Genomic DNA, 18,289 nt, shown 5'->3' on the forward strand with positions numbered 1-18,289 from the left:
GGAAACCCACGCATGACCGACATCAACCTATTGGTATTGCGCCACGCCGTCGAATGGGCACACGCCGGCATTCCCGTGTGGCTGTTCACGGTGGCGCGAACGTGGGGCTCATCCCCCCGGCCACCCGGATCGATCATGGCGATGAACGCGCAAGGCGCGGTGGCTGGGTCCGTGTCGGGCGGCTGCATTGAGGACGATCTGGCGGCGCGCGTGCAGGAAATGGACGCGGCGCCACAGCCGCCCGCCGTGCTGCGCTATGGCGTGTTGGCCGATGACGCGCGGCGCTTCGGCATCCCCTGCGGCGGCACGGTGGAATTGGTGATGGAACGCGTCGGCCCGCAAAGCCTGTTGCCCGAACTATTGAACGCCTGCATCCAGCGGCGTTGCGTGGCGCGCACGCTGGATTTGGCGTCGGGGCAGGCCACGCTGCAAGCCGGCCCGCCCGACCGCGCACCGAGCTTGGCCGCCACCACCTTCACCACGCACTTCGGCCCTACCGCGCGGCTGATCGTGATCGGCGCGGGCGACACCAGCCGGTATCTGTGCCAGATCGCCTTGACGCTGGGCTTTGACATCATCGTCTGCGACCCGCGCGACGCGCATCCGCACGACTGGACGCAGGCGGGCATGACGTTCACGCGTGAAATGCCCGATGACGTCATCTTGCGGCTGCGGCCCGACAGGCGCACGGCCGTCATTGCGCTAACCCATGATCCGAAGCTTGATGACCTGGCGCTGATCGATGCGCTGCAATCGGACGCGTTCTACGTCGGCGCGATCGGCTCGCGCAAGAACAATTTTCAGCGGCGGTCGCGGCTGCGCGAGTACTTCGATCTGGATGAGGCCGCGCTGAACAAGCTGCACGGCCCGGCCGGCATTTTCATTGGCAGCAAAACCCCCGCCGAGATCGCGTTATCGATCATGGCGGAGGTGGTGGCCGCGAAGAATGGCGCGGCACAAGACACGTGGGAACGCGTGGCCCAGGGCAAGGAACGGCTTGCCCTGGAACGCCCTTAGACACCCTTAGACGCCCTTAGACGTCCTTAGACGTCCTTAGTCCTTAGACGTCCTTAGACGCTGTCCAGGCTGGAGCGGTCCACCTCGGCGGCGGCCGATTGCGCGGCGCGCATTTCCTCGATGAAGACCGGCGCGCACACGCCTGCGATCAGCGCCGCCAGATCGTGATCCGCCTTGTCATAGGCATGGCGCCCGCTCAGCATGTTCAACGACCCGATCACCCGGCCCTCGTGACGCACCGGAATGTTGAACGCCGATTGCAACCCGCGATCAATCAGCATCGGCGCTTCAGAGAACACCGTGCGCACATCGTCTTCATTGCTGGCCACATACAGCCGCCCTTGCTCCAGCACATGGCGCGACCACGGGCCGCTGCCCGTGGCCTTGAAGCCGCCCAGCGGGCTGATGCTTTCGTCTGACGTGTACAGACGCTTCATCAGCTGATGCGACTCCAGATACAGCAGCGCCGTGAAGAGCTTGTGCCCGAAGGCTTCCTCAAGCAGGCCAGAGATCACGTTCCACTGCGCCTCGCGGCTGCTTGCCAGCCCCAAGGCCCGCGCATGCCTGGCCCACGGTTCGAATGCCGATGCGGACGTCATCAGTTGATCTCCTCAAGCACCACGCCACGCGTGTTCTTGCCGAAGAACAGAATGCCCAGGCCGCCCACCAGCAAAATGGCCGTCATCATGGCGAACACGCCCGCAAAGCCCAACACCGGGTACGCCACGCCCACGATGGTGGGCGACGCAATCGAGCCGATCCGCGCAAAGGCCGACGCCGCGCCCATGCCGGTTGCCCGGATAGAGGTCGGGTAGATTTCGGCGGTGTAGGTGTACTGGCCCGCGATCACGCCGTTCATGCCGAAAGACAGCAGCATGCTCAACATGATGATTTGCTGTTCGCCACTGGCCAGCGCCAAGCCCAATGCCGACAGGCACGACAGCAGCATGTAGATCAGAATCGTGTACTTGCGACCGATCTTGTCGTTGAAGTACGCGGCCGAGAAGTAGCCCGGAATCTGCGACAGATAAATCAGGATCGTGTACGAGAAGCTCTTGGTGATCGTGAAGCCGCGTTCAACCAGCAGGCTGGGAATCCACACCAGGAAGGCGTAGTAGCAGAACAGCACGGTGATCCAGAACACCCACACCAGCGCCGTCGTGCCCAGATACTGTTTGGAGAACAGCGAGGCCAGCTTGGCCATGGCGGTCTGTTGCGCAGCAGGCTTGGAGTTGGCCTTGCGCGTGGACACGGGCGTGGGCAGCGGACGGCCCAGCTTTTGCTCCACCTCGGCTTCGATGGCCGAGCAAATGCGGTTGGCTTCGGCGGTTTGGCCCGTGTGTTCCAGCCAACGCGGCGATTCAAACAACGACTTGCGCCACCACAGCAGGAACACCACCGGCACGGACGCAATGATCATGATCCAGCGCCAGCMATCGTCGCTCAACGGCACAATGAAGTAGCCCAGCAGCGCCGACATCACGAAGCCGAACGAGAAGAAGCCGGCCAGCGCGCCGGTGAAGCGGCCGCGATACTTGCTGCTGACGAACTCCGCCAGATACGGCGCGATGATGGCGCCTTCCGCGCCCATCCCAATGCCCGCGATCATGCGCAGGATGTAGAACTCGTGATAGTTGCGGGCAAACGCGTTGATGAAGGTGGCCACGCAGAACAGCAGCAAGGCCCACATCATGATTTTCTTGCGGCCGTAGCGGTCGCCCAGAATGCCGGAGAACAGCGCGCCCACCAGGAAGCCCACATAGGTGCTGCTGGCGATCCAGCCGATCTGGCCGGTGGAAAGCCCCCATTGCACGCGCAACGACGGAATGATGAAGGCAATGATGCCGGCGTCCAGCGCTTCAAAAGCGAGGCCCAGGCCGCCGATCATCAGCAGCCGGAAATGAAAGCTGGAGAACGGCAGCCGCTCCAGGCGGTCCGATACGGAATACATGATGACGATAGTTCCGGTAGAAATGTGAAAGCGGGCGGGGCGCGCGGGCATTGAGCGCACGCGTGCCTGGCCCGGCAGGGCTGGGTTCAGTGCTTAGTTCAGCGCGTTCTTGTGCAGCAAGCCGCGGTTCATGATCAGCTTGAGCGAATCGGGCTTGGTCAACAGCGCGATGTCATCCAGCGGATTGCCATCCACCAGCAACAGGTCGGCGTAGGCGCCTTCACAAACTTCACCCAGCAGGCCTTCCTGATTCAGGATCTCGGCGCCGATCAGCGTCGCCTGCTGAATCACCTTGGCGTTACCCAGCACGCGGGCGCGCAGCGTCAGTTCATCGGCTTGCATGTAGTGGGTTTCGCCCAGCAGATCGCTGCCGTAACCCATCTTCACGCCGACTTCGTCAAGGATTTCAAGCGCGGTCAGCCCTTGCGTGCGCACGGTGGCAATCTTCTTCACCGAGTCCAGCGGCAAGCCATAGCGCTCGCCGTCATTGGCCAGGCCTTCATAGGTGATCAGCGTGGGCACCATGTACGCGCCGTGCTCTTTCATCACCTGCGCGGCCTCGCGGTCGACCAGGTTGCCGTGTTCGATGGTGCGAACGCCGCAGCGCACCGCACGCGTAATCGCGCGCGGCGTGTAGGCATGCGCCATAACATAGGTGTTGGCGTTGCTGGCTTCTTCCACAATGGCGATCAGCTCGGCTTCCGAGAAGCCCAGGTTCTGAATCGGGTCATTGGGCGAGGCCACGCCGCCCGAGGCCATGACCTTGATCTGGGTGGCGCCCTTCAGGATTTCTTCGCGCACCGCCAGGCGGCAGTTGTCCACGCCATCCACCACGCGGCCGATGTTGCCGATCTTGACCGAGCACGGGCAGGGGTCGAGTTCGTCGTTGCGCTGGCGGAAGTCGCCATGGCCGCCCGTCTGCGACAAGGCCTTGCCCGAGCAGAACAGGCGCGGCCCATCGACCGTTCCGTCCAGCACGGCTTGCGCCAGCGCCCAGTCGGCGCCGCCCGCGTCACGCACCGACGTGAAGCCGCGGTCCAGCATGCCCTGCATGATGGGCAGCGCGCGCAGCAGGGCCAGCGCATTCGGCAAGGACGCCACGCGGCCCAGGTTGAACGACGACGCCACCACGTGCACGTGGCAATCGATCATGCCCGGCATCAGGGTCATGCCCTTGGCATCCAGCACCTGCGCATCCGGCGCCGTCAATTCGTCGGCGCTGATGCGGGTGATCATCCCGTCCTCGATCAGCACATTGGTTGCCTCTTCGAGGACCAGTGATCGGGTATTCAAGATCTTGCAATTCTTAACAACAACCGGCTTCATAAATAAATCACGCTATCTGTTCAACATGCAGGAAATTCAGCATGGCGAACTCTACCGGTACAATCCAAACGTCCGATACCGGGTCTCCCCTTAGGGAATCGACACAAATTTGAACAGCCTTATGAGTAATACTCATACCCTGTCTTTTCCGGCTGTGTGATTGCCGCCCCCGGTATTCGCCGACCGATGTATTCGCTCACGCATGGTTTAACTGCCCCATGAGACGCCGCTGCCCCACCCTCTCTGAATTGAATGCGTTCACCGCAGCGGCGCGCCATCTGTCGTTCTCCAAGGCGGGCAAAGAGCTGTTCGTTACGCAAAGCGCCATCAGCCGGCACATCGCCACGCTGGAAAGCTACCTGGGCCACGCGCTGTTCATTCGCGCCACCAACGGCCTGCAGCTGACCCGCATGGGCGCTACCTACCTGAGCCTGATCCGGCCGGCGCTGCACACGCTGGAAAGCGCCACGTCGCAGGTCATGGCGACCCAACAATCGGCCAAATCGCTGAACGTATCGGCCGCGCCCACGTTTGCCGCGCAATGGCTGTTCCCCCGCCTGAAGACCTTTCGCGAATTCAATCCCGACATCTCCATCAACTTCGTCCGCTACAGCGTGGCGGATTACAAAAGCACCGAACTGGATTTCGATGCGTCCATTCAATATGGCTATGGGGATTGGCACGACGGTGACGCCAAGTACCTGACGGGCCGGGAAACCCGGCTGGTGTGCTCGCGCGAGTATCTGGACCAGCATCCCATCAGCAGCCTGGAAGACATCAAGCAATGCACGCTGTTGCAGCACATTGAGATTCCGCTGTCATGGGAATACTGGTTTTCTACTTACCTCGGCGATTATGACCGCGCGCGTTTCGGGCCGGGGTTCAATCTGTTTTCGATGATTATCCAAGCCGCGTCGTCAGGCTTTGGGGTGGCGCTGATGCCGCATTGCCTGATCGAAAAGGAATTGGCCACGGGGCAATTGGTGGATATATTCGACCGCACGTTTGAAAGCCCGCTTGGCTATTATCTTTGCGCGCCCAACTGGCGCAGCAATATGGAAAGCTACGACCGGCTGAGCCAGTGGCTATCGCATGAGTGTTTGCATGGCGCGTCAGGGCCGGCTGCGGCAGACTGCCCTTACTGCGACGCCAGTGAATCAGCTGATCCGCTTGGGCAGCACAGCCCGCATCCAGCGTGACAGCAGCGGCCGGATGCGCTGATTGTGCAGAAGCACTGCGCCCAGCACGCCAATGAACGCCCCAATCACCGTATCCACGAACCGCGCCTGTATCACCGCCGAGGGATAGCCCTGGCCCAGATGCGGCGCCTCGGCAAGGAAGATCGTCAGCGGCGTGATCAGCGCCACCGCGCTGGCGTAGTGCCGCACCACCAAGGTTTCTATCCCGAACGACAGCGCCATCATCACCAGGCTCAACGTCCACACATTCAGCGGCAGGCTCAATAATGCCCACGCCACGCATAAGCCCAGCGCCGTACCAAAAATCCGATGCAGCTGGCGGTTCCACGCCGCCCACAAACTGGCCCCCTGGATAATCGCCAGGCAGCTGACGGGCACCCAATAGGGCCGCGGCAATTGCAGCAGTTCGGCCACCAGCAAGGATATTCCTACGAACAGCCCGATGATGATGGAGTCATACACGACAAAGTCAAAGGTCGGCTTGGGCAGCGGGGTTTCAACAGGAGGCGGCGCCACGCGCGTCATGTGCAGGGAATAGGCAAACGCCACCAGGCAGGCAACCAAACACCCCAGCGCCACCATGCCTACGCGCATCGGCACATCTTCAATACGCCCCGGCGTGTAGGCCGCAATGGCTGTCGCCATAATGAAAAACAAGCTGCCCGGCGGGCCTAGCCGGTAGCAGCGGCACACCATATTGACCAAGATGGCGATGATCGTCAGCGCGGCAACCATCGCCGTAGGCCAGAACTGCGTCAGCGCGCCCACCGCAAAGCACGCCACCATGCCGAACGACGCGGCCAGCAACATCATCATGCGGTGCTGCAAGGAAGAATTGGGCAGGCTCAGAAACACCATGCCGCCCAGGCTGGACATCAATCCATAATCCATGCGCCCGAAATACGCGCCCACCATCAGCGGCAGGCCCGACGACAACGCCGCCGCCAGCGGCATTTCCCAACGGCGGTCGCTGGTGTTGACGCGGATCAGTTCACGCCACGCATCCCGCACCTGCTCCTTGACGAAGCCAATCGGCCGCCATAACCCGTGGCTTCCGGGTGCATCCCTGTTGTCGTCGTCTTGTTTCATCCCTGGCCCCTCGTCGGCATGGCGAAGATTATCCTCCGCAAATTCCGTCCAGTGGATTTAACGGGAATTCCCTGATATTCCCGCCCCGGCCCGCTGGCTACCATTCCGCGCACTCGGCCACCGGCCGACAGAATACCCATGCGCTCAACGCGCGGAGACACCATGAAAGCACTTAAACACGTCGCGGCAGGCACCGCATTATTCCTTTCGTCCTGGGCGGCCACCGCCGGCGTGACTTTCGATAGCGTCAAGAATAAGGGCTTCGTCCAATGCGGCGTGTCCACGGGCGTGGCTGGCTTCTCGGTCAATGACAGCAAGGGCGGCTGGATCGGCCTGGACGTCGACCTGTGCCGCGCGCTTGCCATCACCATGTTTGGCGACCCCGCCAAATCCAAGATCATGGCGGTCAGCGCCGTGCAACGTTTCACCGCCCTGCAATCCGGCGAAGTGGACGTCCTGCCGCGCAACACCACGCTGTCGCTCACGCGTGACACCACCTTGGGCCTGATCGGCGTCGGCGTGAACTACTACGACAGCCAGGGCATCATGGTGAACAAATCCTTGAACGTGAAAAGCGCCAAGGAACTGGACGGCGCAACCGTCTGCGTGCAGCCCGGCACCACCACGGAACTGAACCTGGCGGACTGGTTCCGTTCGCAGAACATCGTCTTCAAGCCCGTTGTGGTCGAGCGTCTGGACGAGATCATCCGCGCGTTTGCCGTGGGCCGCTGCGATGCCTTCACCGGCGACAAATCCCAACTGGCCGCCGCGCGCAGCAACTTGGAGAACCCGGGGCAATACGACATTCTTCCCGAGAACTTCTCGAAGGAACCGCTGGGCCCGATGGTGCGCCAGGGCGACGAGCAATGGTTCAACGTCGTGCGCTGGACGATGTTCGCCATGCTGGAAGCCGAGGAATACGGCATCACGTCGAAGAACGTGGATGAAATGCTCAAAAGCACGAATCCCAACGTGCAGCGCCTGCTGGGCGTGACGCCGGGCATGGGCAAGAACCTGGGCGTGGACGATAAGTGGGCCTACAACATCATCAAGCACATCGGCAATTACGGTGAGAGCTTTGAGAAGAACCTGGGCCCCAGCAGCCCGTTGAAGCTGTCGCGCGGATTGAACGCGTCGTACCGCGATGGCGGGCTGATGTATGGGTGGCCGGTGCGCTAAACGCGCGTAGAACGCGGCTCCTGAACGGCCGGCGAACGCTCAACGCGCTCGCCGGCCGTTTTGCGTTTGGGGAGCGGGTGGCAGGATATGCCGAGCCGGGTTGGGCCGGATGGGTATGCGTAGGCACCGATTCGGAAGCCGCGCAGCAGAATCGCCCGGAAAAACCAGAGCCCGGGAGTCGTTACACTGGCGGTTCACCTCCTGCGACCATTCTGTTCGCGCCTGCCCCGCCTAGATGACGACAACCTCCCCCTCCGCCCAGTTCTTCCCCGCCGGATTCGTGCCCACCGAGGAACAGACCAAGATCCAAACCTCGCGGAGCCGGACCAGCCTTGTCATCGCCAACGCAGGCGCCGCCAAAACCACCACCTTGGCGCTGCGCGTCGGCGAGGCTCTGACACGCGGCTTGCCGCCCGAAGACATTCTGGCGCTGACCTTCACGGACGAAGCCCGGCAGGTTCTGCAAACGCGTCTGGTGGAAGTCGGCATCGCCTACAACACGGCGCGGCGCGTCAATGTGCTGACCGTTGAAGAATTTGCGCAGCGCGTGTTGTCGAAAATCGAAGACGGCAAACCCGAGAGCCTGCCGACCACGCGCGAACAACAAAGCTATGCCTTGTATGCGCTGGAAAACGTCGCCATCAATCACGCGCAGTATGCGGACGAGCTCGACATTCGCACCCACAACACCGCGGTCAGCCAGTTTCTGGATAATCTGCTGAAACTGAAAGCCACGATGATGTTGTCGCCCGACAATATCGCCGACCCCGAATACACCGCCAACAGCCTGAGCATTCCGCTGACGGATTATCTGTGGGCCATCGAATATGAAAAGCAGCGCATCGACGTCTTCGGCTTCATCGACGCGCGCGGCTTCTTCGATGCCACGTACGACCTTGCCTGCCTGATACGCAACGGCGCCGACGCGCGCGACGTGCTGCCCGCGTACCGGCTGGTCTTGTGCGACGAGCTGCACGACATCAACGAGGCCTCGTTCTGCATTATCGAAGCGCTGCTAAGCGTGGGCATCACGTACTTCGTCGGCGTCGGCGACAAAGACCAGGTGATCTATTCGCACTTGGGCGCCGACGAATCGTTCCTGCGACACCGCATCGCGTCCAGCTTCCCCGACTGCGTGAGCTTCCCGCTGACGATGACCTACCGCCACGGCCCGCACCTGGCCTACGCGATGGAAGCCTTCAAACGTAAACCCGTCGATTCAAACCTGCCATTGCGCACGGATATACACGAACGCCCCTACGCGCAGGCCCCGGGCGCGTGCGGCGCCGAGGTCGTGCGCGCCGTGCTTCAGTGGAAGCAAGACCGTAAACCGCTGGACGGCTGCTGCATTCTGCTGCGCGATGCGCACCAATCCATCGAAATCGAAAACGCGCTGATGAACGCCGGGGTGCAATACCGCACGCTGACGATGAAGAGTTACCTGCTGCGCGAAGAAATCCTGTTCCTGCGMGGCATGATCGCCATCGCGCTTGACGACTTCCACCACGTCGCCACGCCCGCCACGCGCGAAGCTATCGTCGACGCGCTGACCACCTTTGCCGAAGTGCCGCTAACGCCGCAGGAATTGCGCGAGGCCCAAACCACGCTGGCCAAGGAGCCGTCCGCGCTCAAGCACTTTTTCACCGGCCAGATCCAACGCGTCGGCAGCCCGGCGGCGCGCGGCCGGATTTCTGACGCGGTGGCGCACTTGCGTGAAGTCTCCGCCGACTCCCCCGCCTTCGCCGCGCTGGAAAAAGTCCGCGAGCTGGTGGACATGGATAAGCTGGCAACGCGTCTGTACGTGCATCCGTACGAAGCCTCCGTCGTCACCAAGTCCGTCACCGGCTTCATCGCTTCCGCAAAAAGCTCCGGCAAAACGCTGCGCGAATTCTCAGAATGGATCGGCGCCGCCGAAGCCTTCGCGGGCGCCCGGCCCGGAAAGAACACGGTGCAGCTGGACTGCATCGCGAACGTCAAAGGCAAGGAATTCGACCACGTCATCCTGCCGTTCATGGACGCCGGAGAGTTCCCGAATCCGCTGCGAAAAGTGAGTGAGGAAGAAAACCTGTTCTACGTCGCCGCGACGCGTACGAAAGCACGGTTGACGCTGGTGTCCACGGAAGTTGCGGCACAGCGCAGCGTGTTTATCGGGCAGATGCAGTTGGCGGGCATTCAACGGCGCGCGGACACGGCCGTGCGCCGGAACATGGCGGCACCGGTGCAGGCGGTGGGCCATCGGGATCTGCGCGTTGCGTATGCGAATCGGGATGTGGTGAAGGCGCTGGGAGCGCAGTGGGATAAGACGCGGAAGGTCTGGTATGTGCCGAGCGGGATGGATCTAGAGGCGTTTCGGGAGTGGTTGGTGGAGTAGGTTCGCTTACGTCGGTGCGAGCCCCTAACTCTTTGTGAGTCGATCCGTGTGGACGCATGATCTGCGCGATCGGACAAGCCTCTTACATTGCCCGATCGCGGTAAGCCTATGAATGCTATCGGTACTGGCCACACCATGTTCGATCATCAATGCTTGATCACTTGAGCATCAACTCTCAGACGCTTTCAGACATCGTGCAGCGGTCTCAAAGCCCCTGCCCTGGCCTATACTTGCACCGCTGCTGCACCAACAGCAGCCCGGGGTGAGAGCCGGAAACTCGATAGGCGGACGACCGCTGCCAAGCGGTATTTTTACGTCCGCGCGCCTTCGCACGCCTTCAATGGGCGGGCCTAGGCCGGGGCACGCTCGCGTGCGCCGGTGTCCTATCGAGCCGGTCTCTCAACCTGGTCTGGTGCCCGCCCACCCCGCTTGAGAGCGGGAGGCAGGCCAAGCGCTCGATAGGAGATGCAAGTGAATACGCTAGGCGACCGGCAGAGACCACCATCCGCAGCCAAAGAGATCCTAAACCGCCACAAAGGCCCTGACCTTTCCCATGGAACTGACCCCACGGTTGCAGGTCGGCTCCACCCCTTAATTGAGGATCCGTGGACTACTGATGGCGAAGCTGAATACGGCACCGTGAGACTAGAGCGGATTGCCATAATTGACCGTAACTTAGCGGCCATCTCCGCCATCGCCCGGATGCTCGCAAATGGCGTTGCTGAACCGAGTGCTACAGGAGGCGAACCGTTAAATCCATGGACAATAACCAGCCTTCTAGGCGGCATTGAAAGCATGTGCGGTTTCAGCATGGTCCAGACTGAGGAAATGCGTTCAGAGGCCATTGAGTGGACCCATGAGTAAAAGCAACAGTACTTCTTGACGCCCACAGTTTTTGTGGCGCGCACCGTACCTGGTGAACGTGACACTACTTAGGTGTCGAATGTGCAAGAGCCTCTATCGCTGAATCATCAGGAGCAGCCAAAAGCCCCATCGTGATGCCGACGACCCAGGGACTCGCGCGGCACCCGGCAAGAGTTCGGAGCACTAGACATCCATCCAGTGTGGCGCCACAATGGCGCCACACTCACCATTTCTATCTTTACATTATGAATCCCACGGATCGCATCAATTTGCGGCTCTCTAGCGAAGTTTTCGAGGTGATTGATCAGGCGCGCAGCAAGCGGCCTGGCAACGTGTCAAGAAACACGTGGATCGCTGAAGCAATTGAAGAAAAGCTAGCACGTGAGCTTGCGCTTGCAAACGCCCCCATCGAGCGAACAGTCAATGCCTAAATTTTACGAATTCTTCGCTGGTGGCGGGATGGCACGAGCTGGGTTGGGCTCTGGATGGGAATGTCTATTTGCCAATGATTTTGACTACAAGAAAGGCATGACATACCAAGCGAACTGGGGTACTCGTGGTGAGCTGAGAATTGGCGATGTCAACACCGTCGAAGCAGCGTCCCTTCCGGGATATGCAGATCTCGTATGGGGATCCTTCCCTTGCCAGGATCTTTCCCTTGCGGGCGGCGGCGCCGGATTGAAGGGAGAACGATCTGGAACTTTCTATCCTTTCTGGAAAATCATAGAAGATCTTGGTGTCGGCGGGCGAGCGCCAAAAATCGTCGCTTTGGAAAATGTACTAGGTACATTGACGTCTCACAAAGGCAAAGACTTTGCCACTATTTGTCAAGTCCTCGCAAAAGCGAACTATCGATATGGCGCCCTCGTAATTAACGCATCGTTGTACGTGCCGCAATCTCGTCCTCGATTGTTTATCGTTGGGGTGCGCGATGATGTAGCTATTCCGCCAAGCCTGCTTGCACCGGAGCCAATAGGACCATTTCACACAAAGGGTCTGTGCAAAGCTATTGACAATATCTCTGCAGAAGCAAAAGAAAGGCTCGTGTGGTGGAATGTTCCCACGCCTTCTCTAAGGTCATCGACATTTGCAGACATTATTGAAGAGAATCCAGAAAGCGTTACTTGGCATTCTCCGGCAGAAACGAAGCAATTGCTCAGCATGATGTCTCCCACAAATTTGGCGAAAGTGGAAGCGGCCAAGCGCGCTGAGCGCAGGATGGTAGGAGCGATCTATAAGCGAACTCGCGTAGATGAAACCGGTGCGAAGGTTCAACGAGCGGAAGTTAGATTTGATGACGTCGCGGGTTGCTTGCGCACGCCAGCAGGAGGATCTAGCAGGCAGACGATCATTGTGGTCGATGGAAGCAAGATCCGATCCCGTCTCATTTCCGCGAGAGAGACAGCGCGCCTTATGGGCCTCCAAGACTCCTACATTTTGCCCAAGAACTACAACGAGGCTTATCACCTAACTGGCGATGGAGTTGCAGTCCCGGTCGTGCGACATTTAGCCCACCATGTCTTCGAACCACTGATGGGGTTAGCCACCGCGGACCGTCATGAAGAGGCAGCATGAGCTCAATCCCGTGTAGGCAGAATTTAGCTTTACGCGAAAAAATTGAGCAATTTGCCGAGACCCTTAGAAATGAAGCACATAAGCTGGGCGACCATGGCTTAGATGAACGAGAGTTCTACAATTCGGGACTTTTCCGCGGAGCAATTGAGAGAATCCGAGGTCAGTTTTCTGCGACGATGCGGGAAAAACGAATTTTCGTTCACCACATCCTTAATCATTTGGAGGATGGCGGATACATTAGCGCCTGGGACTTGACTGACGACGCCAATCGAAACGATTACGTGGTTCAACTCAATAGCGGAAAAACGGCGGTCATCGATCTTAAAGGGTGCCTGGACGGCAACAATACGAACATTTTTGAGCGCCCTTCTATTGCGGATGAGTTCGTAATTTGGAGCGTATGTTCAAATCCAGGCGCCGATCCTCGCCGAAACACGTGGTCAGGCATTCATTCTCGCCTCAGCGCGGAAATGATCTCGAGACAACAAAGAGTCGATGGCGTCATCGTATGGGATATGGTGTGTGGGACGATTGGAAAACCATGTCCAAAAATACTTGACGAAAGTAGGCTAACCACTGTTGGCCCATTCCGCGTACCGCCGCCATGTGTGTATCTGCTTCCTGGATCCATCCCTTCCGTGGAAAAACCAGTCGCCACTGGCCAGAAGCTCCACGAGCTTGAGTTGCTAACCGCATTTCATAATTGTTTTTCTGGGCGAGACGATGAGATAAACTCCGTAGACTTCCTCCTTTCTGAACATGGAGGAGTCTTAAGTCGACAAACGACAATTCGTCGTGCTCAAACAGTTCAGCAATTGTCCGAACCCTCCGTTATTCGGCGGGTATAGAAAAAAAATGTCAAAAAATCAAAAAGAGATTCTTGAACAATTTGACGCAGAATATGTTGGCCCATCTAAAGGATCATTATCGTTGGTGCTGATTCTTACCAGAAATGCCACAGATCGCGAATTTCCGCTTAACAAAACCGATTTTGTGACGGCTAAAGGTGGGCAGGTTTCCGGATTGGGAGGGCCAGCTGTTAAAAAAATACTAGCGAGCCATGGAATCGAACGCATTCTGTCGACCGAAGGTGGACGAACAAGTCGCGGCAACATGGACCGCATGAACGCATATATCGACTTGCTCAATGACCTGCATAGCCGAGGATCCATTGACCTCCCGGAAGTCGAGAAATTTTGGGTTGCCCGCACACTCGCCTATTTCGATGCGCAGCCATTCACTTTCAAGCTTGATCCATCCAAATCCCTGAGAGCGTGCGTAAGAGAGCTCCTTGCGCAGGCCGTTGAACGTCAACGTGAAGTTAGAGGTGTCATGTACGCGGGTGCCGTGATGCAACACCTGGTTGGTGCCAAACTGGATTACGTAACTAATGGAACCCTGGAGCAGCACGGCTTCGCAGTAGCCGACGCTCCATCTGGACGTGCTGGCGATTTCCTTATTGGAGACGTTGCCGTCCATGTAACCACTGCACCTGGCGAACCGTTGATTCGAAAATGTGGCGCCAATCTGCAAAACGGCCTTCGGCCACTAATCGTAACTACGGAAGATGGGTTGGGCGGCGCCAAAGCTTTGGCTAAGCAGGCAGGGATCGAAGATCGATTAGACGTCATCGAAATTGAGCAATTTATCGCCACGAATGTCTACGAATGGAGCGTATTTGAACGTGATGCACGGTCAACGGCAGTGGCTAACATCATAAATCGGTACAACGCAATCATTAGCAAGTGCGAGAGTGATCCAAGTTTGCGAATAGAATTTGAGGAATAGTCTATGACAGGTGAGTCTCGCTCCCAGATCATGAGAACGGTCAAATCCAAAAATACTGCACCGGAGTTAGTTGTTCGAAAGCTTGCCCACCGGTTGGGATTTCGCTTCCGACTTCATCGGTCTGATCTGCCTGGCTCACCTGATATGGTCTTTCCCTCTCGACGGAAGGTAATTTTTGTGCATGGGTGTTTTTGGCATGGGCATCAGTGCAAGAGGGGCGACCGCTTGCCCCGCACGAATACGGACTATTGGATAACGAAGATCGCAAAGAATCACCAGCGTGATGAACTCGCCGTATCGCAACTAAAAAGCACAGGTTGGGACACGCATATTGTTTGGGAATGTGAACTCAAGGACTTAGAAAAACTTCAGGCTTCGCTATTGAACTTCCTCGAGAGCAAAAATTAACAGATGAAGTTTGAGGCGTCGAAGGCCATTGCGCAATGAAGGGACTTTTAGTCACACGCCCTCGTGAACTTGCCGCCGACGGCCGGTGGTCAAGTTGAACTCCTAAGGTCGAAGTACGCCTCATTTGGCATGTGCTCCAGACATGTCGTTTCGGTGTACAAAGCAGCAATTAAGCGAGGTCACAACTCCCGTTTATCATTACGAAGCAGTGAGCACGCTCAAATGCGTTACTCTCCCCTCCCCAATCACTCCCCCCTCCAGGAGCCCCACATGGCACAAGCCTCCGCCCGTCACATCCTCGTTTCCACCGAAGCCAAGTGCAACGAACTCAAGACCTCCATTGAAAACGGCGCTGACTTCGCTCAAGTCGCCAAGGAAAACTCCAGCTGCCCGTCGAGCCGTGACGGTGGCAATCTGGGTACATTTGGCCCGGGCCAAATGGTCAAGGAATTCGATACCGTCGTGTTCAGCGCCCCGGTTGGCGTGGTCCAGGGTCCGGTGAAGACCCAGTTTGGTTATCACCTGGTTGAAGTGACCAGCCGCCAGGACTAAGTCCCGCCGCTGCACGCAAAAAAACCGCCGCCTGGGGTGACCCGGCGGCGGTTTTTTATTGTGTTTGCGATCACTGTTTGCGATTGCTGTTTGCGATTGCTGTTTGCGATTGCTGCCCGCGCTTGCAATCCTCGCGCCAACGTCTCCGGCGCTATCCGTCCTTGCCCGTCATCACCCGATGCGCCAAGGCATCTGCGTCCAGCCCGGCGATATCCCGTTCGATGACCTTGACGCCGCCCTTCAGGATCGCCACACGATCCGCCAGCGCCACCACATCCGCCATGTTGTGGCTGATCAGGATCACTGTGCGTCCTTCTTCGCGCAGTTTGCGCACCAGGTTCAACACCAGCGCGGTTTCCTTGACGCCCAGGGCGGCGGTGGGTTCGTCCATGATGACGACGCGCGCGTTCCAGCGCAGGGCTCGGGCGATGGCGACGGCTTGGCGTTGGCCGCCCGACATGCGTTCGACGGGGCGGTCCATGTCTTCGATGGGTACCGACAGGCGCTGCAAATAGCCGCGCGCTTCTTCGGCCATGCGGCGCTTGTCCAGCACTTGGAACGGTCCCACGCGGCGCACGCGTTCCGCGCCCATGAAGACGTTTTCCCAGATGGACAGGCGCGGCGCCAGCGCCAAATCCTGGTAGATCGTTGCAATGCCCTGCACCAGCGCGTCGTGCGGCGAGCGGAACGCGACCGGCTTGCCGTTCAGGCTCAGGTTGCCGCCCGTGGGCGGTTGCGCGCCGGAGATGATGCGGATCAGCGTGGATTTGCCCGCGCCGTTGTCGCCGCAGATGGCCATCACCTTGCCTTCGGGCACGTCCAGGTCCACGCCCTTCAGGGCCTCGACAGCCCCATAGGACTTCCGAATCTGGCGAAGCGACAACGCGGCGGTCATGGTGGTCACGGTTTTGTCAGGGTTACTTGGCGGCGGGTTGCAGGAATTTCTGGACGTTGCTGGCGTCGACCAGCACGGAATCCATGAACAGGTACGGGCCTGACGCCACCTTCTCTTTGGGTTCCTTCTTCACGACGATGCGGTCGATGGAGTCGATGGCGCTGGTGCCCAACTGCTCGAACGGGATCATCATCGTGGCGGTGATCAGGCTGTTGGGGTCGGCGATGCGGCGATAGGTTTCAGGGCCGCCGTCCACCGATACCAAGGTGATGTCGCCCTTCTTCATGCCTTGGGATTGCAGCAGGTCGTCGATGACATAGGCTTGCCCGTCAAACGATGCCCACACGCCTTTGAACTGGCCTTGATGGCGCAGAAACAGCGCCTGCATGCCGTTGCGCACGTCGTCGCGCCAGCTTTGGGTGCGTGCCATGCTGAACTTGGCCAGGTCTTTGACGGCGGTGTTTTCCGTGAGAACGGCGTCGAGCATCTTGCCGCGAATGCGGGTGCCGGAGTTGCCATCAAAGCGCGCGGACAGGATGTTGCCCTGGTAGCCCATCTTGCCCAGCAGATACAGCACCGACTGCGCGCCGGTGGCGTATTCGTTGACTTCCACGTCGAACAGCATGTGCGGGCTGGCGCCGGACATCACACCAACAACGGGGATGCCTTTCTCTTTGGCGGCTTGCAGCTGGGCATCGGTTTCCACGGGCTTGCCCATGGCGATGACGATGGCGTCGACCTTCTTGTTGACGAGCGTATCCAGCTGTTCGGCCAGCTTGGGCAGTGAGCCTTCGGCGTTCAGTTGCGTCACGGTCCAGCCTTTGGCGCGGGCGGCTTCGGCCGCGGCGTTGGCGACACGGGCGTGCGTTTCGGACGACATCTGGAACGCGACGATGCCCACGTCAAAGGCGTGAGCGGCGCTGGCGGCCAGGGCCTGGACAGCAAACGCGCTGACAAGCAACGTGCGCTTAAGCAATGTCTTCATGGTGGTTTCCCCTTCGGATCAGAATTTGAAAGCCGCTTTCTTCAGCACGGCCGATGACACCGCGACGGACGCGATCATGATGAAGCCCAGCACGATGTCCTGCACGTAATACGGCGCGCCCATCAGCACGAGGCCGTTGCCCAGCACCTTCAAGATCAGCGCGGCAACAAGCGTGCCGGGGATGTTGGCGTGGCCCGGGTTGAACATGGTCATGCCCAGCAGCACAGCAGCGATGGCGTACAGAAAGTAGTCGCCCGCCATGTTGGGCGCGGCGGACGACAGGCTGGACGTGAGCAGCACCGCGGCCAGGCCGGCGCACATGCCGGACAGCGCCAGGCCGATGCTTTTCATGGCGCGGATGTTGATGCCGGCCAGGCGCGCGGATTCCCCCGCTTCGCCCGTGGCCGTCATGCGCGCGCCGGTGCGCGTCCACTTGATCAGGAAGTAGGCGGCCAGCACGGTGCCCAGCATCCAGAGCACCAGTGCGGGAATGCCGAAGGGTTTGGCGCGCGCCAGATCGGTGAAGGTGGCGGGCCAGCGGCCCACGTAAGACACGCCGTCGGTCAACATGAAGGCGAAGCCGCGCGCCATGGCCGCCATGCCTAGCGTCGCAATCAGTGAAGGGACGCGCAGTCGGGTCACGGCAATGCCGTTGACCAGGCCGCAGAGCAACCCGACGCCCAAGCCCGCTGCAACCGCCATCAACACGGGCTGGCCGGTATGCACCAGCGCGCCGGTGACGACGGCGGCAAGGCTCGCCACGTCGGCCACGGATAAATCCAGTTCAGCGGTGACCAGCGCCAGCGTGAAGCCGATGGCGATGATGGCCAGGAAGCTGGTTTCCTTGGCGATGTTCAATAGATTGTTCGGCGCCGCGAAATTTTGCGCGGCGATTGCGAAGAAGCCCACCAGGACCAATCCTGCGATTGCCGTGCCGTACTTTTCCAGGATGCCGCGCATCGACTTGACCCTTGCTGCGTTGATTTTCGTTGTCGTGCAAGGGTTATCCACCACCTGCCGGGCGTTAGCGCCCTGATGGCGTAGCAGTTTATACCCGGGCGGCGGCCGGCAGGGGCGCGTTGTCGCTGCG

General features: G+C 59.5%; 16 protein-coding genes. 9 read left to right on the plus strand and 7 right to left on the minus strand.

The window, feature by feature from the left end; all coding sequences use genetic code 11:
• Positions 1-12: 12 nt before the first annotated feature.
• Complete coding sequence (locus AC1DB0_RS25045) at positions 13-1,017, plus strand: XdhC family protein (RefSeq protein ID WP_476758172.1); 1,005 nt, start codon at positions 13-15, stop codon at positions 1,015-1,017.
• A gap of 53 nt (positions 1,018-1,070) precedes the next feature.
• Here AC1DB0_RS25045 and AC1DB0_RS25050 read toward each other — a convergent pair whose 3' ends face one another.
• The 3 genes from AC1DB0_RS25050 to AC1DB0_RS25060 all read right to left on the minus strand — a co-directional run bounded on the left by AC1DB0_RS25050 (position 1,071) and on the right by AC1DB0_RS25060 (position 4,294).
• On the minus strand, positions 1,071-1,616 hold the full coding sequence (locus AC1DB0_RS25050; protein ID WP_342066798.1) for a GAF domain-containing protein: 546 nt from the start codon (positions 1,614-1,616) through the stop codon (positions 1,071-1,073).
• Entirely contained in the window at positions 1,616-2,968 is a 1,353-nt protein-coding gene (locus tag AC1DB0_RS25055; RefSeq protein ID WP_476758764.1) for an MFS transporter, read from the minus strand. The genes AC1DB0_RS25050 and AC1DB0_RS25055 overlap by 1 nt, the downstream gene beginning before the upstream one ends.
• 93 nt (positions 2,969-3,061) lie before the next feature.
• Positions 3,062-4,294, minus strand: coding sequence for a metal-dependent hydrolase family protein (locus AC1DB0_RS25060; RefSeq protein ID WP_476758173.1), 1,233 nt, complete (start codon positions 4,292-4,294; stop codon positions 3,062-3,064).
• A 248-nt stretch (positions 4,295-4,542) separates the two neighbouring features.
• Here AC1DB0_RS25060 and AC1DB0_RS25065 point away from each other — a divergent pair, with 248 nt between their 5' ends.
• Positions 4,543-5,493: a LysR substrate-binding domain-containing protein gene (locus tag AC1DB0_RS25065; protein WP_175171051.1), complete on the plus strand. Its 951-nt coding sequence runs from the start codon at positions 4,543-4,545 to the stop codon at positions 5,491-5,493.
• Here the strand turns inward: AC1DB0_RS25065 and AC1DB0_RS25070 are convergent.
• Positions 5,452-6,582 (minus strand): FUSC family protein, encoded by a 1,131-nt coding sequence (locus AC1DB0_RS25070; RefSeq protein ID WP_447578820.1) that lies wholly within the window; start codon positions 6,580-6,582, stop codon positions 5,452-5,454. The genes AC1DB0_RS25065 and AC1DB0_RS25070 overlap by 42 nt on opposite strands.
• Positions 6,583-6,744: 162 nt before the next feature.
• Between AC1DB0_RS25070 and AC1DB0_RS25075 the strand changes: the two genes are divergently transcribed.
• From AC1DB0_RS25075 to AC1DB0_RS25105, 7 genes are all read left to right on the plus strand, one after another.
• Positions 6,745-7,761: an amino acid ABC transporter substrate-binding protein gene (locus tag AC1DB0_RS25075; RefSeq protein WP_054427506.1), complete on the plus strand. Its 1,017-nt coding sequence runs from the start codon at positions 6,745-6,747 to the stop codon at positions 7,759-7,761.
• A 235-nt stretch (positions 7,762-7,996) separates the two neighbouring features.
• On the plus strand, positions 7,997-10,132 hold the full coding sequence (locus AC1DB0_RS25080) for a UvrD-helicase domain-containing protein (RefSeq protein WP_476758174.1): 2,136 nt from the start codon (positions 7,997-7,999) through the stop codon (positions 10,130-10,132).
• 1,245 nt (positions 10,133-11,377) lie between these two features.
• Entirely contained in the window at positions 11,378-12,571 is a 1,194-nt protein-coding gene (locus AC1DB0_RS25085; protein WP_476758765.1) for a DNA cytosine methyltransferase, read from the plus strand.
• Positions 12,568-13,419 carry a hypothetical protein gene (locus AC1DB0_RS25090; protein WP_476758177.1) on the plus strand — a complete coding sequence of 284 codons (852 nt, stop codon included), beginning with the start codon at positions 12,568-12,570 and terminating at the stop codon, positions 13,417-13,419. The genes AC1DB0_RS25085 and AC1DB0_RS25090 overlap by 4 nt, the downstream gene beginning before the upstream one ends.
• Before the next feature lie 7 nt (positions 13,420-13,426).
• Positions 13,427-14,359: a DUF4928 family protein gene (locus AC1DB0_RS25095; protein ID WP_476758178.1), complete on the plus strand. Its 933-nt coding sequence runs from the start codon at positions 13,427-13,429 to the stop codon at positions 14,357-14,359.
• Positions 14,360-14,362: 3 nt separating this feature from the next.
• On the plus strand, positions 14,363-14,767 hold the full coding sequence (locus tag AC1DB0_RS25100) for a very short patch repair endonuclease (RefSeq protein ID WP_476758179.1): 405 nt from the start codon (positions 14,363-14,365) through the stop codon (positions 14,765-14,767).
• 270 nt (positions 14,768-15,037) lie between these two features.
• Positions 15,038-15,319, plus strand: coding sequence for a peptidylprolyl isomerase (locus tag AC1DB0_RS25105; protein WP_054427504.1), 282 nt, complete (start codon positions 15,038-15,040; stop codon positions 15,317-15,319).
• A gap of 151 nt (positions 15,320-15,470) precedes the next feature.
• Here AC1DB0_RS25105 and AC1DB0_RS25110 read toward each other — a convergent pair whose 3' ends face one another.
• Genes AC1DB0_RS25110 through AC1DB0_RS25120 form a run of 3 tightly spaced genes read right to left on the minus strand, consistent with a single transcriptional unit; the run spans position 15,471 to position 18,159 of the window.
• On the minus strand, positions 15,471-16,214 hold the full coding sequence (locus tag AC1DB0_RS25110) for an ATP-binding cassette domain-containing protein (protein ID WP_476758188.1): 744 nt from the start codon (positions 16,212-16,214) through the stop codon (positions 15,471-15,473).
• Positions 16,215-16,236: 22 nt separating this feature from the next.
• Positions 16,237-17,199 carry a sugar ABC transporter substrate-binding protein gene (locus AC1DB0_RS25115; protein WP_346551733.1) on the minus strand — a complete coding sequence of 321 codons (963 nt, stop codon included), beginning with the start codon at positions 17,197-17,199 and terminating at the stop codon, positions 16,237-16,239.
• Between the two features lie 18 nt (positions 17,200-17,217).
• On the minus strand, positions 17,218-18,159 hold the full coding sequence (locus tag AC1DB0_RS25120) for an ABC transporter permease (protein WP_346551735.1): 942 nt from the start codon (positions 18,157-18,159) through the stop codon (positions 17,218-17,220).
• Between the last annotated feature and the right edge of the window lie 130 nt (positions 18,160-18,289).

The organism is Achromobacter sp. 10T422, from assembly GCF_056394065.1.

Bases quoted from the DNA above. Each gene is read 5' to 3' on its own strand.
- AC1DB0_RS25115 (WP_346551733.1), bottom strand. From the start codon at position 17,199: ATGAAGACATTGCTTAAGCGCACGTTGCTTGTCAGCGCGTTTGCTGTC.
- AC1DB0_RS25100 (WP_476758179.1), top strand. From the start codon at position 14,363: ATGACAGGTGAGTCTCGCTCCCAGATCATGAGAACGGTCAAATCCAAA.
- AC1DB0_RS25090 (WP_476758177.1), top strand. From the start codon at position 12,568: ATGAGCTCAATCCCGTGTAGGCAGAATTTAGCTTTACGCGAAAAAATT.
- AC1DB0_RS25105 (WP_054427504.1), top strand. From the start codon at position 15,038: ATGGCACAAGCCTCCGCCCGTCACATCCTCGTTTCCACCGAAGCCAAG.
- AC1DB0_RS25060 (WP_476758173.1), bottom strand. From the start codon at position 4,294: ATGAAGCCGGTTGTTGTTAAGAATTGCAAGATCTTGAATACCCGATCA.
- AC1DB0_RS25075 (WP_054427506.1), top strand. From the start codon at position 6,745: ATGAAAGCACTTAAACACGTCGCGGCAGGCACCGCATTATTCCTTTCG.
- AC1DB0_RS25050 (WP_342066798.1), bottom strand. From the start codon at position 1,616: ATGACGTCCGCATCGGCATTCGAACCGTGGGCCAGGCATGCGCGGGCC.
- AC1DB0_RS25045 (WP_476758172.1), top strand. From the start codon at position 13: ATGACCGACATCAACCTATTGGTATTGCGCCACGCCGTCGAATGGGCA.
- AC1DB0_RS25110 (WP_476758188.1), bottom strand. From the start codon at position 16,214: ATGACCGCCGCGTTGTCGCTTCGCCAGATTCGGAAGTCCTATGGGGCT.
- AC1DB0_RS25120 (WP_346551735.1), bottom strand. From the start codon at position 18,159: ATGCGCGGCATCCTGGAAAAGTACGGCACGGCAATCGCAGGATTGGTC.
- AC1DB0_RS25070 (WP_447578820.1), bottom strand. From the start codon at position 6,582: ATGAAACAAGACGACGACAACAGGGATGCACCCGGAAGCCACGGGTTA.
- AC1DB0_RS25095 (WP_476758178.1), top strand. From the start codon at position 13,427: ATGTCAAAAAATCAAAAAGAGATTCTTGAACAATTTGACGCAGAATAT.